The organism is Mesorhizobium sp. M0292 (assembly GCF_040321695.1).
In the GTDB taxonomy this organism is placed as follows: domain Bacteria; phylum Pseudomonadota; class Alphaproteobacteria; order Rhizobiales; family Rhizobiaceae; genus Mesorhizobium.
In genome coordinates this window covers 42850-59778 of the sequence record NZ_JAMYSB010000018.1, presented here as the reverse complement: position 1 = coordinate 59778, position 16929 = coordinate 42850, and the positions used below count along the sequence as shown (strand labels likewise).

Here is a 16929-nt window from a genome sequence, read left to right as displayed (position 1 = left end):
CAGGACAGAGGGGGGTGTGAAGGAACTCCGCGATAGTGACTACGCTGCAACCGATTTCAAGCCTGCGCCGCCAGCCAGTCCCTGACTTTCCGCGCATTCTCGCTCAACTCCCGGTTCTTCGGCCAAACCACATAGAACGCCTTGCCGGTTCTCAGCACATGGTCGGTCACCGGCACCAGCAGCCCCGACGCCAGGAGCCGTTCGGCCAGATGCCGCCAGCCGAGCGCGATGCCCTGGCCCTCCATGACGCCCTGGATCACGAGGCCGTAATCGTTGATGCGCAGGCCGCGCGCGGTGTTGTCGAGGCTGCCGCCCGCCGACTGGAACCATTCGTCCCAGCTAGCCGCCTCGCGGTAGGGCTCCTCGAGGTGGATCAGGCGATGCGTCGCCAGCTCCGCGACGCTCCTTGGCATGCCGAATTTCGCGAGATAGCTGGCGCCTACGACTGGAAAAATCTCCTCGTCGGCCAGCGGCAGCGAATGATAGTCGGCCCAGTCGCGCGGCTCGCCGCCGCGCACGGCGAGCGGGATGCCCTCGGCGATGATGTCGAGATCGCGGTCGGCGGTCTGGATGCGCAAGTCGATGCCCGGCAGTTCGTCGCGGAACTGCTGCAGCCGCGGCATCATCCAGAACGAGCCGAAGGCGGTCGACGCCGCCAGCGTGACATGACCGCCGGTCGCCTGCAGGCGCAGATCCTCCGCCGATTTGCGGATATGCGACAGGCCGAGTGAGACGTCGGCATGGAAGCGTTCGCCCGCTTCTGTCAGGACGACCTGGCGGTGGCGGCGCTGGAACAGCTGGGCGCCAAGCTGTTCCTCCAACCCGCGCACCGCATAGGAGACGGCGGCCTGCGTCATGCCGAGCTCGCGCCCGGCAGCGGTGAAGCTCGACAGCCGGCCCGCCGCCTCGAAGACGATCAGGCTGCCGGCCGAGGGCAGGAGGTGGCGTAGGCTTCGCATAAGCTGAGCTTATACAAGAGATCAGGATTTTCCAGCATCACATCCATATTTCCTCTCGCTAACTTGGTTGGACGGAATGAGGAGGCTCCATGAACGCACCGGCCACTGAACTGACCGAGCAAACCCACCGCCGCGGCGGCGGTCGCCTCGGACGCAAGGCGCTGAGGAGCGCCCCCGTCACCTCGTTCCCAACGCTGGTCCGCGAGATTCCCACCTACCAGATGGTCCCGGACGAGGCGGTGGAACTGATCCACCAGGAGTCACTCGCCATCCTCGAAGAGGTCGGTTGCGAGTTCCGCGACGACGAGGCGATCGCCATGTGGAAGGCGGCGGGCGCCGACGTGTCCGAGACACGCGTCCGCATCGACCGCGGCCTGCTGATGGAACTGGTCGCGAAGGTTCCGTCCGAATTCACCCTCAATGCGCGTAATCCCGAGCGCACCGTGCGCGTCGGCGGCAAGAACTCCATCTTCGCGCCGATGTATGGCGCGCCTTACGTGCGCGACCTCGACAACAACCGGCGTTATGGCACGCTTGAAGACCTCAACAATTTTCACAAGCTCGCCTACATTGCCCCGGCGCTGCATTCGTCGAGTTCGATCATCTGCGAGCCGATGGAGATCGCGGTGCCGAAACGGCATCTCCACATCATCCATTCGGCGCTGAAGCATTCCGACAAGCCGTTCATGGGCATCGTTACTTCCAAAGACCGCGCCGAAGACACGATGGCGATGGCGGGCATCGTCTTTGGCGAAGATTTCGTTCGCGACAATCCGGTGCTGGTGTCGATTACCAACTGCAACTCGCCGCTGGTGTGGGACGCCACCATGCTGGACGCGATGAAGGTCTATGCCCGCAGCAATCAGCCGCTGATCCTGGCGCCCTTTGCGCTGTGCGGCGCATCGACTTCGGCCTCGGCCGTCGGCGCGGTGGCGCAGGTCAATGCCGAAGCATTGGCCGGCGTCGCTTTCACCCAACTGCTGCGCCCGGGTTCGCCCCAGATCTACGGCCAGTTCATGGTGACGGTTGACATGAAGACCGGCGCGCCGATGGGCGGCACGCCGGAGGCTGCGCAGATGATGTATCTGATGGGCGCGTTGGCGCGGAAATACAAACTGCCCTGGCGAACCTCCGGCTTCCATGTCGGCTCCAAGCTCAACGACGCCCAGGCCGGCTATGAATCCAACATGCTGATGCATGCCGCCATCCTCGCCGGCGCCAATTACATCTGGCACTCCGCCGGCTGGCTCGAGGCCGGGCTCACCTGCGGCTATTCGAAATTCGCCACCGACTGCGAGCAGCTTGTCGGCTGGTACAAATATGCCGGCGGCCTGTCGTTCGACGACTTCAAGGAGGCCATGGCGGCGATCCGCGAAGTCGGGCCGCAGGGCCATTTCCTCGGCACCCAGCACACGCTCGATCACTACGAGTCGGCATTCTTCATGCCCACCATCATGGATTTCAACTCCTACGAACAATGGAAGGCTGGAGGGGCGAAGGACCACGACACGCGCGGCCGCGAGAAAGCCCGCAACATGCTGGCCGACTATGAAGAGCCGAAACTCGATGAGGGCATTGCCGAGGGCCTCAGGGACTTTATCGCGCAGCGCGAGGAGAGGCTGCCCGACAGCGTTAGCTAAGAGAACGACGAATGAGTTGATAAAGGGCGAAGACCCGATGGGAACCGCAAGGGAGAAAGACATGACACTTTTCAAAAGCAATGGCGATCGCGTGCCAACGGCCATCGAGGCGATGGCGCAAGAGACGCGTGCTGGCCGTATGGACCGGCGCGAGTTTCTTGCATTGGCAAGTGCGTTCGGCGCATCGACGGCGCTGGCCTACGGCATGATCGGCCTTGCCGCGCCGGGACAGGCTTTTGCCGAGGAGCCGAAGAAGGGCGGCACGCTGCACATATCGATGTCGGTCAAGGCCCAAAAAGATCCGCGCACCTATGACTGGGTGGAACTCGCCAACATCTCGCGCTGCTGGCTGGAGCCGCTGGTCCGCTACACCAGGGAATTCACCTTCGAGCCAGTGCTGCTCGAAAGCTGGGACATCAATGACGACGCCACTGAATACACGTTGCATGTGCGCAAGGGCATCACCTGGAACAATGGCGATGCTTTCAACGCCGATGACGTGGTCTTCAATGTTACCCGCTGGTGCGAGAAGAAGGTCGCCGGCAACTCCATGGCCGCTCGCGTCGGCGGGCTGATCGACGAAAAGTCGGGCAAGGCCAGGGAAGGCGCGATCGCCAAGGTCGACGACAATACGGTCAAGCTGACGCTCAGCGCGCCCGACATTTCGCTGATCCCGAACCTCACCGATTATCCCGCGCTCGTCGTCCACCGCAATTTCGACGCCGAAGGCGCCGACCCGGTCAAGAAGCCGATCGGCACGGGCCCGTTCGAACTGGTCTCCTACGATGTCGGCCAGAAGGCGGTGGTCAAGCGTCGTGAAAACGGCAAGTGGTGGGGCGGCGAAGCGCCGCTCGACAGCGTCGAGTTCATCGACTACGGCACCGACTTCAACGCTTCGATCAACGCCTTCGAATCCGGCGAGATAGACCTCAATTTCGAGACGCCGGCCGACTTCATCGACATCCTGGATAAGATGGGGCTGGAGAAGTCCGAGGTTGCGACGGCAACCACGCTGGTTGCCCGCACGAACGTTACCCACAAGCCCTACGACGACCAGCGGGTGCGCAACGCGCTGCAGATGGCGGTCGACAACAATGCGGTGCTGGAACTCGGCTATGCCGGGCGAGGGACGGTCGGTGAAAACCACCATGTCAGCCCTATCCATCCTGAATATTTCGCGCTGCCCAAGAAGACGCGCGACGCGGCCGGCGCCAAGAAACTGATGGCCGACGCTGGGCAGGCCGATTTCGAGCACGAGCTGATCACCGTCGAGGACGATTGGCAGAAGAACACCGGCGACGCGATTGCCGGCCAACTGCGCGACGCCGGCATCAAGGTCAAGCGCACGGTGCTGCCGGGCTCGACCTTCTGGAACGACTGGACGAAATATCCCTATTCGATGACCATCTGGTACATGCGCCCGCTTGGCGTCCAGGTCCTGGCGCTTGGTTATCGCACCGGCGAGGCCTGGAATGAATCGGCCTATTCCAACCCGGACTTCGACGCCAAGCTGAAGCAGGCGCTGTCGCTGATCGATGTGGAGAAGCGGCGTGAGGTGATGAAGGATGTCGAGCAGATCCTGCAGGATTCCGGCGTCATCATTCAACCCTTCTGGCAGAAGCTCTACAGCCACATGAACAAGAAGGTGAAGAACTACGGCGTCCACCAGACCTTCGAGATGGACCTGCAGAACGTCTGGCTTGATGGCTGAGACGGTGCAGCCGGGGCTTCATGAGCCGCAAAAAAACCGATATGCAGGATGTCTGGTATTGCACCTTGCCGCCAAACGTCCGGAGATCCTGCATGAAACCGATAGTGCTTGCCGCTGTCTTTTCGATTGCCTTGCCAGCGACAGTGCTGGCCGGGCCGGCTTCCAACGCCGTCAAGTTCTTTTATGTGCCTGAAGTGAAATTCGAGGGAGACGCAAAGTACCGCGACCGCTTCACCGAGCCGGTGACCAAGCTGTTCGATCTCAACGACCAGGCAACGAAGAACAAGCCCGACGAAGTCGCCTGCCTCGACTTCGATCCCGGCCTTGACGCCCAGGATTTCGACCAGAAGTCGATTGCCAAGACATTGAAGCTGGCCGAGACCGTCAATGGCGATACGGCCGAAGTCACCGCCACCTTCAGCCTTTTTGCGGAAGGCGATGATTCCAAACGCGAAATGCTGTGGTCGCTGAAGAAAATCGACGGCAAATGGAAGGTCGCCGACATTACCTCCAAGACCAGCAGCTGGACGCTGAGCGCGCTGGAATGCATGCCCGACAAAGCGCCGGAGTGATCCTGTGCTCCGCCGTCTTGCCCTGGCGCTGTCGCCCATGTGCGTGCTGGCCGTGGCTACGAGCGCAGCCGCGGCACAAGGCCTGTTGGGCCCGCCGCCAGCCAATGCCCCGGCCATGACGGCACCGGCCGGCGCAGCACCGCCCGCAAATCCACCCGGGACAGCGGTGGAAGCGGCGACACCGCCGGTTGGGTGGTCGCCGGCCGACGCCGCACCGGCCGCACCTATTCTGCCGGGATCCCCGACGGCGGTGGTGCGGCCATTTTACGATCAGGTGGGGCTGGAGATCGATCCGGCGCAGCGCAGCCACTTCATCGACCCGGCAAAAACCGTTCTCGACAAGAGCGACGCGTTGCGCAAATCCGGGCAGGGCGAATGCCTCGACCCCAACATGGCGCTCGACAATGCCGACTATGACAAGGCCGAGATCGATAAGAGCCTGAAGACACTCGAAGCGATCAATGGCGACCAGGCCAAGGTCATTGTCGCCTTCGTCGTCGCCGGCAACCCGCATCGCCTTGAATGGAAATTCAGGAAAGTCGACGGCGACTGGAAGATATCCGATCTGCTTTCGGTGACCGGTGAATGGGCGCTCAGCCAGTACCAGTGCGAATAATGTTGATTGAGGATCAGCGCCTGCGATCCTTCGCGCCCCTCTCTGTCCTGCCGGACATCCCCCCCGGGTGGGGAGATCAGCAGTTCCAACGTCTCGCCCGCTCCGCATCATTTGAGATTAGCTAAAGCCGGCGTAGCGGCCAATCTCCCCCGTGTGGGGGAGATGTCCGGCAGGACAGAGGGGGGCGCTGTCCCGCTAAAGTTCCGCAAAATAGCTTCAGCCCCTTCCGCGATAGGGGGCAACGCCGGTGTCGGGCAACCAGGCGCCTTCGGGCGGAGCGCCGGTCTGCCAGAAGACATCGATCGGAATGCCGCCGCGCGGATACCAATAGCCGCCTATGCGCAACCACAGCGGCTTCGTTGCCGCCACAATGCGGCGGCCGATCATCACCGTGCAGTCTTCATGGAAAGCGCCATGGTTGCGAAACGAGGTCATGAACAGTTTGAGCGACTTCGATTCCACGAGCGTGGTATCGGGTGCGTAGTCGATGACGATATGAGCGAAATCCGGCTGTCCGGTTACCGGGCAGAGCGAGGTGAATTCCGGGCAGGTGAAGCGCACGATCGCCGGCGGTCCGTCGCCGCGCTGGAACGGCACGGTCTCCAGGACCGCAGTCTCCGGGCTCTGTGGCGTCTCGACGTGGGCGCCGAGCTGGGTGAGGGTTTTGGTATCGATCATCGCGGTTTTCCTGGGGATTTCCGCGCTCATTAGCACCGGACCGAAAAGTGTGCAGCGATTTTCGAATAAATTCGATGCTTAAGACAAGAACTGGAGCAGCACGCGCTGCTCCGACACAAATTGGAATGGCAGGAAGATGATGACCAGCAACGACCCGCTTCTCCAGCCTTACCAGCTCAAACACCTGACGCTGAAGAACAGGGTGATGTCGACCAGCCACGAGCCGGCCTATTCCGAGGACGGCATGCCGAAACAGCGCTACCGGCTCTACCACGCCGAAAAGGCCAAGGGCGGCATGGCGCTGACCATGACGGCGGGCTCGGCGATCGTCTCGCGCGACAGCCCGGCGGCCTTTGGCAATCTGCATGTCTATGACGACCGCATCGTGCCGTGGCTGGCCCAACTGGCGGACGCCTGCCACGAGTATGACTGCAAGGTGATGATCCAGATCACCCATCTTGGTCGCCGCACCGGCTGGAACAAGGCCGACTGGCTGCCGGTGCTGTCGGCCTCGCCGGTGCGTGAGCCGGCGCACCGCGCGTTCCCGAAAACTATCGAGGACTGGGACATCGAGCGCATCGTCGCCGACTATGCGTCCGCTGCGCAGCGCTGCCAGGCGGCCGGCCTCGACGGCATCGAGTTCGAATCCTACGGCCATCTGATGGACGGCTTCTGGTCGCCGGCCACAAACCATCGCGACGACGAGTTCGGCGGTTCGCTCGACAACCGGCTGCGCTTCACCGACATGGTGCTGGATGCCGTGCGGGCTGCCGTCGGTGAAAAGTTCATCGTCGGCATCCGCATGGTCGCCGATGAGGACTTTGACAAAGGCCTGTCGAAGGCCGAGGGCGTCGAGATCGCCAGACGGCTCGCCAATTCTGGCAAGGTCGATTTCCTGAACATCATCCGCGGCTCGATCGAAAGCGACGCGGCGCTCACCAAGGTTATCCCGGTGACCGGCATGCGCTCTTCGCCGCATCTCGATTTCGCCGGCGAGGTGAGGGCGGCAACAAAATTCCCGACCTTCCATGCGGCGCGGATTTCCGATGTCGCCACGGCGCGCCATGCCATCGCCACCGGTAAGCTCGATATGGTCGGCATGACCCGCGCCCATATCGCCGACCCGCACATCATCAAGAAGGTCATGGAAGGTCGCGAGCACGAGATCCGGCCTTGCGTCGGCGCCACCTATTGCCTCGATCGTATCTATGAAGGCGGCGAGGCGCTGTGCGTCCACAATGCCGCGACCGGCCGCGAGGCCGAGATTCCGCACATCATCGTCATGACCGAAGGGCCCAGGCGGAAAGTCGTCGTCGTTGGCGCCGGCGCCGGCGGGCTGGAGGCAGCTCGCGTCATGGCCGAACGCGGCCACCATGTCACGGTGCTCGAAGCCTCCGGTCAGGCCGGCGGCCAGGTTCGGCTGGCGACGCAGAACCCGCGCCGCAAGGAGTTGATCGGCATCATCGACTGGCGGCTGGCGGAACTCGACCGGCTCGGCGTCGGGATCCGCTACGATACATGGGCCGAGCAGGACGATGTGCTGGCGCTGTCGCCCGACGTGGTGGTGATCGCCACCGGCGGCCTGCCGCAGAACCCGCCGCTGACATCAGGCGACAATCTCGTCACGTCGAGTTGGGACATCATGGCCGGCAGCGTCAAGCCGGCGGAGAACGTGCTGCTCTTCGACGACAATGGTGGCCACCAGGGCATGGGCGCGGCGGAGCTGATCGCCAATGCAGGGTCAAAACTGGAGCTGGTTTCGCCGGAGCGCTTCTTCGCCCCCGAAATGGGCGGCATGAACCACGTGCCCTATATGCGCGCCTTCCAGGAGAAGGGCGTCACCATCACCATCAACACCAGGCTGCGCTCGGTACGGCGCGAGGGCAACCAACTGGTCGCCGAACTCGCCTCCGACTTTGCCGATGGCTGGCGTGGCGAAAGGCGGGTCGACCAGGTGGTGGTCGAGCACGGCACGGCGCCGCTCGACGATCTCTATCTCCAGCTGAAACCGCTGTCGAAGAATGGTGGCGCGGTCGATTACGAGCGGCTGGTCGGCGGCGGCGATATTTTTCCTTCACGCAACCCCGAAGGCGGCTTCGTGCTGTTGCGCATCGGCGATGCGGTCGCCTCGCGCAACATCCACGCCGCCATCTATGATGGCATCAGGTTCGGCTTGCGGGTTTGAGCCTACAAGCCGGCCTACGGCTTGTTCCAAAGCTCGATCTCACCCTTCCGGCGGGCGCATCTCGATCGATCAAAGTGATGGGTGGCGCGCAGCCAAACCTCTGTGCGGAGAGCCACCTTGCACATCCGTCCGAACTGCGCGCCGCGTACGCCACCAGCCGAGAGCCAGGCGACGCACGATGCGGAATGCTTTTCAACCGGGAGGCAACGCGCGGCAGGGCTCAAATCATCCTGGCCGTCGCCATGCAAAGTACGGTGAGTACCAGAAGCCAGGCGGCGATGCGCTCGCCGCGGGCCATTTTGGTGCGCAGCGCCGCTTCCGTTGCGGCGTCCGCGCCGGCAAGCTGCCGGCTGGTCTTGCGGACGACGACGCTGAGAACGCCGGCAGCGGCGAAGGCGGCCAGGATGCCTAGCGCCAGCACCATTTCCATCGAGCCGAAATAGGCGCCGTGGAAGAAATACCAGAGCAGGGCGCCGGTCACGAACACCATGCCGGCCGAGCCCATTTGCGGTCCGATAAAGCGCTCCGCCCTGATCTCGGGGTCGCGGGCAAGCGTGATGGTGGTGCCGGCCCAGAACACACCGGCCATGACGTGAAGGCCGATAACGACGATGTAGACATATTGCATGACCGCTTCCTCCTTGCCCGCCGCCCGTCCTCGGATCCCTGTCGAATGCAGGATGATACGAACTCGGTAGATCGACACGCATGATAGTTAGGTATCAAATGATTCGATGTCAATGTATAATGCCGCGTTCCATCGCTCGGCGCCTTGTTCTACTGTCGGCGCATGACTCCCTTTGACCGTCCGCCAATCGGCATGAATCTCGCGCGCACCTCCAAGCTGGTGGCGCAGGCCTTTGACGCCGCTTTGGTCGAGGCCGGCGGCACGCTGCCGGTGTGGCTGACCTTGCTTTCGGTCAAGTCGAGCGAGCTTGCCAACCAACGCGAACTTGCCGGCATGATCGGCATCCAGGGCGCCACGCTCACCCACCATCTCAACGCCATGGAGGCGCAAGGCTTGCTGACGCGCCGCCGCGATCCGGACAACCGCCGGGTTCATCTGGTCGAACTGACGCAGGCGGGCGAAACGATGTTCCTGAAGCTGCGGGCGGCGGCTCTCATCTTCGACAAGCGGCTGCGCGCGGGATTGCCGGACGACAGGCTGGCGGAGTTCGCCGAGGTGCTGGCGGCATTGCGGGCGAATGTCGCGCCGGCCAAATGACCGGCACCGGTGGGCAATAGTCTAGGCTAAATTGCCCTGAAGCACCTTCAGCTTGGCTTTCTTCGGGCTGCGCGCCAGCAGCCATTCGCGCGCTTTGTCCTGCGGCATCGGGAAGGCGATGGAATAGCCCTGCACCTGATCGCAGCCGATTGCCATCAGCGAATCGAGCTCGGCTTCGGTTTCCGCGCCCTCGGCGACGATCGAAATGCCGAGACCGCGCGCCAGCTCGGTGATGGCGCGCACGATCTTGGTGTTGTCGCCATTCTCGTTGATGTTCTGGACGAAGCGGCGGTCGATCTTCAGCCGGTCGATCTCGTTGGGATTGACGTGGCTGAGCGAGGCATAGCCGGTGCCGAAATCGTCGAGCTCAAGATGGACGCCGGCAGCGCGGATGTGGCGCAGCTTCGCCGCGATGCCCGTCTTCTCGTCGTCGAGAATGACGGATTCGACGATTTCCAGCGACAGTTTCTGCGGAGCAAGGCCGGCCTTTTCCAGCGTCGCGAACAGGAAGCGGTCGAAGTCGGGTTCGCGCAGCTCGGTGCCGGACACGTTGACGGCAAGCCGGCCGAAAGCGATGCCGGCGCGATCCCATTCGGCTGCTTGCTCGATCGCCTTGGTAAAGACGATGCGGCCGATCTCGGGCATGAAGCCGCATTTTTCGGCGACCGGAATGAACTCGCCCGGCGCAATCATGCCGCGCTCGGCATGCTTCCAGCGCACCAGCGCCTCGATGCCGCTGATGGCGCCGTTGCTCAGCGACACCTGCGGCTGGAAATAGACCTGGAAGGCGTTCTCCGAAATCGCGACCTTGATGTCGTGCTCGAGCTGCTTGCGGTAGTCTAGCTCGCGCCTGAGTTCCTCGGAGAAGAACGAGAAGCTGCCGCCGCCGAGCTTTTTGGCGGAATAGAGCGCGAGGTCGGCGTGGACGAGCAGATCCTCGGCATTGTCGGCGTCGATGGGATAGACGGCAATGCCGGCGCTGGCCCCTGGAAGGATGGTCGTGCCCTGGAAGGTAATCGGCTCGTTGATCTCCTCCAGGATGCGCCGGGCCAGCATGTTGATGTCCTCGGGGCCGCCGGCGCCATTGAGGATCATCACGAATTCGTCGCCGCCAAGGCGCGCGCAGAGATCCGACGCGCGGCAGGAATCGCGCATGCGCTGCGCGGTGACGACCAGAACATAGTCGCCGGCGGCGTGGCCGAGTGTGTCGTTGATCTGCTTGAACCGGTCGAGGTCGAGCTGGATCACCGCCAGCCTCTCACGCCGGCGATGCGCGCCCTTGATCAGCGTTTCGAAGTGATCGGTCAGGAAGGTGCGGTTGTGCAGGCCGGTCAGCCCGTCATGTACGGCGATGAAGGCCATCGAATTGCGGGCATCGACAAGCTCGTGCGTCTTGCGCAGGATCGCCTTCGACATCGGCCGGAAGATGAAAAGCGCCACCAGGACGATGACGCCGATGGTGGCGTAGAACAAGGTGCGATGGAGATCGAGGAGCTTTTCCGACCGCTCGTCTGCGAATGCGGCGATGCGTTGGCCGAGCGCGGCATAACCCGACAGCGTCGCATTGGCGACGGAAGCATCGAGATTGACGCGCTCGCCGCCGCCCTTGTAGGCGGCATTGCCGGAGAGCTGGGATTCGAAGGACGAGATCAGCCTTTCGCCATTGGCGACCAGCCCGACCGAGAAATAGTCGAGGTGGAACGGCTTGCCGTAAAGCACGCTCTCGATCGACTTTGGATCGGACAATGCCGGTGACAGCGGGTCGGCTCCCGTCTGTTTGAGCAGCAGGTCGTAGTTCGTCTCGAACTCGGCGGTCGCCTGTTTTAGCGCGGCAACCAGGGCCGGCTGCTTGTCACGCGCGGCGGAGCCGGTTGCGCTGGTCAAAAAGACGATGCGCTGCGACAGCGCCTTCTGGGTGCTGACGATGTCGAGCAGAGTGTGGTTGTGCTGTTGCGCCGCCATCATCTGCTGCAGCAGGATGAAGGAAGCCATCACCATAGCCGCGATGATCAGCAGCGCCAGCCAATAGCCGCTCTTGATCAGCAGGATGAGTTTGCCCGAGACGGTTTGCGCCGGCTGCTGCGACATATTCTAGGTGACCCCTCGGTCGACGGATTTCTGCCACCGATTCGTGGCAAGAACACCATTGCCTTGAAAGGGTTAACAGGTTTGGAAGCCGGCGGAACTGTTGCTTCCGCAGTAAACGAAAGCTGCTGAGATGGTTATCATGTTCTTTCGCGGCACGGCCGTATTCGCGTGCCTGCTACTCCAGCATGCTGGCCATGCGATCGGGTCGCGCCAGGGTTGAGCCCGCCGTGCCACCGAAACGGTCGCTTTTGCGATGGATTTTTAGTGCGCGTAGCGCGACAGTCGCGCCAATCTCAACAGGACCCGATCATGAGCGCGGCATTCCTCTCCCATATCGACAATGCACTGCAAGGTCTGAAATCCGCCGGGCTCTACAAATCCGAGCGGGTGATCACCTCGACCCAGTCGGCTGAGATCGAGGTCGGTGGCGACAAGGTGCTGAATTTCTGCGCCAACAACTATCTCGGCCTCGCCGACAGCGCCGAATTGCGTAACGCAGCCAAAGGCGCGCTGGACCGCTATGGCTACGGCATGGCGTCGGTACGTTTCATCTGCGGCACGCAGGAAGAGCACAAGCAGCTTGAATCAACGATTTCATCTTTCCTCGGCATGGACGACACCATCCTCTACGGCTCCTGCTTCGACGCCAATGGCGGCCTGTTCGAGACACTGCTCGGTGAGGAGGATGCGATCATCTCCGATGCGCTGAACCACGCCTCGATCATCGACGGCGTGCGACTGTCGAAGGCCAAGCGCTTCCGCTACGCCAACAACGACATGGCTGATCTCGAAGCGCGGCTGAAGGAAGCGAAGGATTGCCGCTTCCGCCTGATCGCCACCGACGGCGTGTTCTCCATGGACGGCATCATCGCCAATCTGAAAGGCGTCTGCGACCTCGCGGAAAAATACGACGCCATGGTCATGGTCGATGACAGCCATGCCGTCGGCTTCGTCGGCAAAAACGGCCGCGGCTCGGCCGAACATTGCGGCGTCGAGAGCAGGGTGGACATCATCACCGGCACGCTCGGCAAGGCGCTGGGCGGCGCGTCGGGCGGCTATACCTCGGGCAAAAGCCAGGTAGTCGACTGGCTGCGCCAGCGCTCGCGGCCCTATCTCTTCTCCAACACGCTGATGCCGGCGATCGCCGGCGCCTCGATCAAGGTTTTCGAGCTGATCCGAAATGGCGATGCGCTACGCGAGCGCCTCTATGCCAATGCGGCGCGGTTCAGGTCCGAGATGGGCAAGCTCGGCTTCACATTGGCCGGCGCCGATCACCCGATCATCCCGGTGATGCTGGCAGATGCCAGCCTGGCGCAGGAAATGGCGGCGCGCATGCTGAAGCGCGGCATCTATGTCATCGGTTTTTCGTTCCCGGTGGTGCCGAAAGGCCAGGCGCGCATCCGCACGCAGATGTCGGCGGCGCATTCCGCCGCCGACATCGACCGCGCCGTGGCGGCATTCGCCGCAGTCGGCAAGGAACTGGGCGTGATTGGCTGAGAGTTTTACCCTCCCCCTTTATGGGGAGGGTCGACTTTCGACCGCTTGCGAAGCAAGCGGGCGGGAGGCGGGGTGGGGGTCTGCAGGGTCACGACCTCCGCCAGTTTTTGACCCCCACCCGGCCCTTCGGGCCACCCTCCCCACAAGGGGGAGGGTAAGGAGTTGTAGCATGTCGAACATGATGAAGGCGCTGGTGAAGGCCAAGGCTGAACCGGGCATCTGGATGGAAGAGGTGCCGGTGCCGGAGATCGGCCCCAACGACGTGCTGATCAAGGTCAAGAAGACGGCGATCTGCGGCACCGACGTCCACATCTACAATTGGGACCAGTGGGCGCAGAAGACCGTGCCGGTGCCGATGGTGACCGGCCATGAATTCGTCGGCACGGTGGCCGATTTCGGCGCTGCGGTCACCGAATACAAGGTCGGCCAGCGTGTCTCCGGCGAAGGTCACATCGTCTGCGGCCATTGCCGCAATTGCCGCGCCGGCAGGGGGCATCTCTGCCGTAACACGCTCGGCGTCGGCGTCAACCGCCCCGGCGCCTTCGGCGAATATCTGGCGATCCCGCAGCACAATGTCGTGCCGATCCCCGACGATGTGCCCGACGAGATCGCCGCGATCTTCGATCCCCTGGGCAATGCCGTCCACACCGCTCTGTCCTTCGACCTGGTCGGTGAAGACGTTCTGGTCACCGGCGCCGGGCCGATCGGCATCATGGGCGCGCTCGTTGCCCAATGTGTGGGGGCGCGAAAAGTCGTCATCACCGACATCAACCCGGTGCGGCTGGCGCTGGCCAAAAAGCTCGGCGTCCAGCATGTCGTCGATGCCTCGAAGGAAAAACTGCGCGACGTTATGCCGGCGCTGGGCATGACCGAGGGTTTTGACGTCGGCCTCGAAATGTCGGGCGCCGCGCCCGCCTTTCGCGACATGATCGACACCATGAACAATGGCGGCAAGATCGCCATTCTGGGCATCGCGCCGACCGGCTTCGAAATCGACTGGAACAAGGTCATCTTCAAGATGCTGCACTTGAAGGGCATCTACGGCCGCGAAATGTTCGAGACTTGGTACAAGATGATCGCCCTGGTGCAGGGGCCGCTGGATGTGTCGGGTCTGATTACGCACCGCATTGGGATCGACGATTTCCAGACGGGGTTTGACGCGATGCGGAGCGGCAGTTCGGGCAAGGTGGTGATGGATTGGTGAGGCACGTGTGGGTGCAAGATGGCGGACAATGAGCACGGTCGTATCATTGCCTCGCAGGCAAAGCTCGTACTGAAGCCGGCCGGATTTCGACGCAAAGGGCAGTCCCGAATCTGGATCGCCGATCGCGGCTTCTGGCTAAGTGTAGTCGAGTTCCAGCCCAGTTCCTGGTCCAAGGGCACTTACCTTAACGTAGCAGTCCACTGGCTCTGGGGTTCGCTTCCGGAAACGATTACCTTCGATCGCGTTGAGCGCATTGGACAGTTCGTTCCGTTCGAGAGCCCGCCACAGTTTCTTCTCGCGGTTGATCAAATGGCCAAGAAGGTCGTCGAAATCGATCAGGTTCACCGATCGATGTTCCCTTCCGTCCAGGCGACAGCGAAAATCCTCGTGAGTGAATTGCAGCCGGGCGCCTACGGCGAGTGGGCGGCCTTCCACGCCGGGGTGGCGGCTGGTTTGGCCGGTGGTTTTGAAACGGCAAGGCGACTGTTTGAAAGCGCTCAAAGACACGCGGCTTCGCAAGCGCAGGCGCTTCTAGCCTACATTGATGATCCGGTGGCATTTCGAAGCCGTGTCAGAGGCTTCATTGAAGCCGAACGCGCCTATTACGGTCTAGGGGCGTTGCCTGCCGCATTCGCGATCTGATTTCAGCGACGGTCGAACTTATGGGAAGATCTCAACCCAAGGTGAGTTTTGCCTCCAGCGCCGCCACCCCATTCACAATCGCCGCCCGCTCTTCCGTACCAAGCCTCGCCAGCAACTGCCGTTCAAAGGCTTTCGCCAGCGGCACCATCTCGCGATAGGCGGCCAGTCCCGCCTTGGTCAGCGCCAAACGCTCCACACGCCGATCATTCTCGTCCGGCGTGCGCGTCAGCCAGCGCCGCCGCTCAAGCTCCGCCACCGCCCGCGAAACCTTGGTCTTGTGCATGGCCGACTGCTCGCCGAGCGCCGTCGCGGTCATCGTGCCGCGCTGTCCGAGCCCAGAGAGTGTGCGCCATTCCGGCCGCGTCAGACCGTGACGGTCGCGGTAGATTTTTGAAAATTCTCGGCTGACGGCATCGGCCAGCCGGTACAGCCGGTAAGGCAGGAAGCTTTCGAGTTCCAGAATCTCCGGTTCCATCTGCACCATGGATGCGGCATTCGCCCGTTGATAGTTACATTTTCGATGGTTACAAATGAAACCAGTTTGGTCAACATCGCCGGCAGGCCGCGCTTCGCGGCGGTCGGGATCAGGGAGGATCGGATGGAATTTTCCTACATGCCGGGCTTCGGCAATGATTTTGAGACCGAAACGCTGCCCGGCTCGCTGCCGCAAGGGCGCAATTCCCCGCAGCGGCCGGCTTACGGACTTTATGCCGAGCAGCTCTCGGGCTCGCCCTTCACCGCCCCGCGCGGCACCAATGAGCGCTCCTGGCTCTACCGCATCCGGCCGAGCGTAAAACACACCGGCCGCTTCAAGGCGGCGAGCTATCCCCTGTGGAAGACCGCTCCCAATGTCGGCGACCACGAGCTGGCGCTCGGCCAGTACCGCTGGAACCCGGTGCCGATGCCGAAGGAGCCGACCGATTTCATTCAAGGGATGCGCACCATCACCACCGCCGGCGACGTGCTGGGCCAAAGCGGCATGGCGGCGCATGTCTATGTCGCCAACCGCTCGATGGTCGACGATCATTTCTTCAACGCCGACGGCGAGTTGCTGGTCGTCCCCCAGGTCGGCGCCTTGCGCTTCGTCACCGAGATGGGCGTCATCGAGCTGCGGCCCGGCGAGATCGCCGTTTTGCCGCGCGGGCTGGTGTTCAAGGTCGAGCTCATCGACAAGGAAGTGCGCGGCTATGTCTGCGAAAACTATGGTGCCAAGCTGACGCTGCCCGACCGCGGTCCGATCGGCGCCAATTGCCTCGCCAATCCGCGCGACTTCAAGACGCCCTGCGCCTGGTTTGAGGAGAAGGAGACGCCGTGCCGGCTGACGGTGAAATGGTGCGGCAATTTCCATGTCACCGAGATTGGCCATTCGCCGCTCGACGTCGTCGCCTGGCACGGCAACTACGCGCCCTACAAGTATGATCTGGCGACGTTTTCTCCGGTCGGCGCCATCCTGTTCGACCATCCCGATCCGTCGATCTTCACCGTGCTGACGGCGCCGAGCGGCGAGGAAGGCACTGCCAACATCGACTTCGTCATCTTTCCGCCGCGCTGGCTGGTGGCGGAGGATACGTTCCGGCCGCCCTGGTACCACCGCAACATCATGAGCGAGTTCATGGGCCTGATCCACGGCCAGTATGACGCCAAGGAGGAAGGTTTCGTGCCCGGCGGCATCAGCCTGCACAATCTGATGCTGGCCCACGGCCCAGACGCGCCTGGCTTCGAAAAGGCCTCGCGCTCCGAGCTGAAACCGGTCAAGCTCGACAACACCATGGCCTTCATGTTCGAGACCCGATTCCCGCAAATGCTCACCCGCTACGGCGCCGAGCTTGAAACAAGGCAGGACAATTACATCGATTGCTGGACCGATCTGAAGAAGCGTTTCAACGGCACGCCGGAGGGCGACTGGTCTTGA

The 16929-nt window shown here is 62.6% G+C and carries 15 protein-coding genes; 10 read left to right on the top strand and 5 right to left on the bottom strand.

The genetic code is table 11. The features are described 5' to 3' along the window. Nucleotides 1-56 precede the first annotated feature (56 nt). Entirely contained in the window at nucleotides 57-959 is a 903-nt protein-coding gene (locus NKI96_RS23960; RefSeq protein WP_023682936.1) for a LysR substrate-binding domain-containing protein, read from the bottom strand. Between the two features lie 89 nt (nucleotides 960-1048). Between NKI96_RS23960 and NKI96_RS23955 the strand changes: the two genes are divergently transcribed. The 4 genes from NKI96_RS23955 to NKI96_RS23940 all read left to right on the top strand — a co-directional run bounded on the left by NKI96_RS23955 (nucleotide 1049) and on the right by NKI96_RS23940 (nucleotide 5498). Beyond that, nucleotides 1049-2599 carry a trimethylamine methyltransferase family protein gene (locus NKI96_RS23955; RefSeq protein ID WP_352806493.1) on the top strand — a complete coding sequence of 517 codons (1551 nt, stop codon included), beginning with the start codon at nucleotides 1049-1051 and terminating at the stop codon, nucleotides 2597-2599. A gap of 61 nt (nucleotides 2600-2660) precedes the next feature. Then, nucleotides 2661-4310 (top strand): ABC transporter substrate-binding protein, encoded by a 1650-nt coding sequence (locus tag NKI96_RS23950; protein WP_023682934.1) that lies wholly within the window; start codon nucleotides 2661-2663, stop codon nucleotides 4308-4310. A gap of 92 nt (nucleotides 4311-4402) precedes the next feature. Beyond that, nucleotides 4403-4882 (top strand): DUF3828 domain-containing protein, encoded by a 480-nt coding sequence (locus NKI96_RS23945; RefSeq protein ID WP_023694426.1) that lies wholly within the window; start codon nucleotides 4403-4405, stop codon nucleotides 4880-4882. Nucleotides 4883-4886: 4 nt separating this feature from the next. After that, nucleotides 4887-5498 carry a hypothetical protein gene (locus NKI96_RS23940; protein ID WP_023807907.1) on the top strand — a complete coding sequence of 204 codons (612 nt, stop codon included), beginning with the start codon at nucleotides 4887-4889 and terminating at the stop codon, nucleotides 5496-5498. Nucleotides 5499-5714: 216 nt separating this feature from the next. Here NKI96_RS23940 and queF read toward each other — a convergent pair whose 3' ends face one another. Then, nucleotides 5715-6176 carry a preQ(1) synthase gene (gene queF / locus NKI96_RS23935; protein WP_023672924.1) on the bottom strand — a complete coding sequence of 154 codons (462 nt, stop codon included), beginning with the start codon at nucleotides 6174-6176 and terminating at the stop codon, nucleotides 5715-5717. A 139-nt stretch (nucleotides 6177-6315) separates the two neighbouring features. On the opposite strand from queF, the gene NKI96_RS23930 reads away from it, so the two are divergent. After that, entirely contained in the window at nucleotides 6316-8361 is a 2046-nt protein-coding gene (locus tag NKI96_RS23930; protein WP_023807908.1) for an oxidoreductase, read from the top strand. 220 nt (nucleotides 8362-8581) lie between these two features. On the opposite strand, the gene NKI96_RS23925 is transcribed toward NKI96_RS23930, so the two are convergent. Then, nucleotides 8582-8989, bottom strand: a complete 408-nt coding sequence (locus NKI96_RS23925) for a hypothetical protein (RefSeq protein WP_023745497.1) — start codon at nucleotides 8987-8989, stop codon at nucleotides 8582-8584. A gap of 192 nt (nucleotides 8990-9181) precedes the next feature. Between NKI96_RS23925 and NKI96_RS23920 the strand changes: the two genes are divergently transcribed. Further along, nucleotides 9182-9586 carry a MarR family winged helix-turn-helix transcriptional regulator gene (locus NKI96_RS23920; protein WP_023672921.1) on the top strand — a complete coding sequence of 135 codons (405 nt, stop codon included), beginning with the start codon at nucleotides 9182-9184 and terminating at the stop codon, nucleotides 9584-9586. A 21-nt stretch (nucleotides 9587-9607) separates the two neighbouring features. On the opposite strand, the gene NKI96_RS23915 is transcribed toward NKI96_RS23920, so the two are convergent. Further along, nucleotides 9608-11674 carry a putative bifunctional diguanylate cyclase/phosphodiesterase gene (locus NKI96_RS23915; RefSeq protein WP_023672920.1) on the bottom strand — a complete coding sequence of 689 codons (2067 nt, stop codon included), beginning with the start codon at nucleotides 11672-11674 and terminating at the stop codon, nucleotides 9608-9610. Between the two features lie 309 nt (nucleotides 11675-11983). Here NKI96_RS23915 and NKI96_RS23910 point away from each other — a divergent pair, with 309 nt between their 5' ends. The 3 genes from NKI96_RS23910 (at nucleotide 11984) to NKI96_RS23900 (ending at nucleotide 15017) form a co-directional block, all read left to right on the top strand. After that, on the top strand, nucleotides 11984-13171 hold the full coding sequence (locus tag NKI96_RS23910) for a glycine C-acetyltransferase (protein ID WP_352806490.1): 1188 nt from the start codon (nucleotides 11984-11986) through the stop codon (nucleotides 13169-13171). Nucleotides 13172-13340: 169 nt separating this feature from the next. Continuing rightward, nucleotides 13341-14375 (top strand): L-threonine 3-dehydrogenase, encoded by a 1035-nt coding sequence (gene tdh / locus NKI96_RS23905; RefSeq protein ID WP_023672918.1) that lies wholly within the window; start codon nucleotides 13341-13343, stop codon nucleotides 14373-14375. Between the two features lie 18 nt (nucleotides 14376-14393). Further along, entirely contained in the window at nucleotides 14394-15017 is a 624-nt protein-coding gene (locus NKI96_RS23900; RefSeq protein WP_023672917.1) for a DUF4304 domain-containing protein, read from the top strand. A 31-nt stretch (nucleotides 15018-15048) separates the two neighbouring features. Here the strand turns inward: NKI96_RS23900 and NKI96_RS23895 are convergent, their stop codons facing one another. Continuing rightward, nucleotides 15049-15492, bottom strand: a complete 444-nt coding sequence (locus NKI96_RS23895; RefSeq protein WP_023753725.1) for a MarR family winged helix-turn-helix transcriptional regulator — start codon at nucleotides 15490-15492, stop codon at nucleotides 15049-15051. A gap of 123 nt (nucleotides 15493-15615) precedes the next feature. Between NKI96_RS23895 and hmgA the strand changes: the two genes are divergently transcribed. After that, nucleotides 15616-16929 (top strand): homogentisate 1,2-dioxygenase, encoded by a 1314-nt coding sequence (gene hmgA, locus NKI96_RS23890; protein WP_031215466.1) that lies wholly within the window; start codon nucleotides 15616-15618, stop codon nucleotides 16927-16929.

Excerpts from the sequence above, each read along its gene's own strand:
- NKI96_RS23960 (WP_023682936.1), bottom strand. The coding sequence starts at position 959 with ATGCGAAGCCTACGCCACCTCCTGCCCTCGGCCGGCAGCCTGATCGTC.
- NKI96_RS23955 (WP_352806493.1), top strand. The coding sequence starts at position 1,049 with ATGAACGCACCGGCCACTGAACTGACCGAGCAAACCCACCGCCGCGGC.
- NKI96_RS23950 (WP_023682934.1), top strand. The coding sequence starts at position 2,661 with ATGACACTTTTCAAAAGCAATGGCGATCGCGTGCCAACGGCCATCGAG.
- NKI96_RS23945 (WP_023694426.1), top strand. The coding sequence starts at position 4,403 with ATGAAACCGATAGTGCTTGCCGCTGTCTTTTCGATTGCCTTGCCAGCG.
- queF (WP_023672924.1), bottom strand. The coding sequence starts at position 6,176 with ATGATCGATACCAAAACCCTCACCCAGCTCGGCGCCCACGTCGAGACG.
- NKI96_RS23930 (WP_023807908.1), top strand. The coding sequence starts at position 6,316 with ATGACCAGCAACGACCCGCTTCTCCAGCCTTACCAGCTCAAACACCTG.
- NKI96_RS23925 (WP_023745497.1), bottom strand. The coding sequence starts at position 8,989 with ATGCAATATGTCTACATCGTCGTTATCGGCCTTCACGTCATGGCCGGT.
- NKI96_RS23920 (WP_023672921.1), top strand. The coding sequence starts at position 9,182 with ATGAATCTCGCGCGCACCTCCAAGCTGGTGGCGCAGGCCTTTGACGCC.
- NKI96_RS23915 (WP_023672920.1), bottom strand. The coding sequence starts at position 11,674 with ATGTCGCAGCAGCCGGCGCAAACCGTCTCGGGCAAACTCATCCTGCTG.
- NKI96_RS23910 (WP_352806490.1), top strand. The coding sequence starts at position 11,984 with ATGAGCGCGGCATTCCTCTCCCATATCGACAATGCACTGCAAGGTCTG.
- tdh (WP_023672918.1), top strand. The coding sequence starts at position 13,341 with ATGTCGAACATGATGAAGGCGCTGGTGAAGGCCAAGGCTGAACCGGGC.
- NKI96_RS23900 (WP_023672917.1), top strand. The coding sequence starts at position 14,394 with ATGGCGGACAATGAGCACGGTCGTATCATTGCCTCGCAGGCAAAGCTC.
- NKI96_RS23895 (WP_023753725.1), bottom strand. The coding sequence starts at position 15,492 with ATGGAACCGGAGATTCTGGAACTCGAAAGCTTCCTGCCTTACCGGCTG.
- hmgA (WP_031215466.1), top strand. The coding sequence starts at position 15,616 with ATGGAATTTTCCTACATGCCGGGCTTCGGCAATGATTTTGAGACCGAA.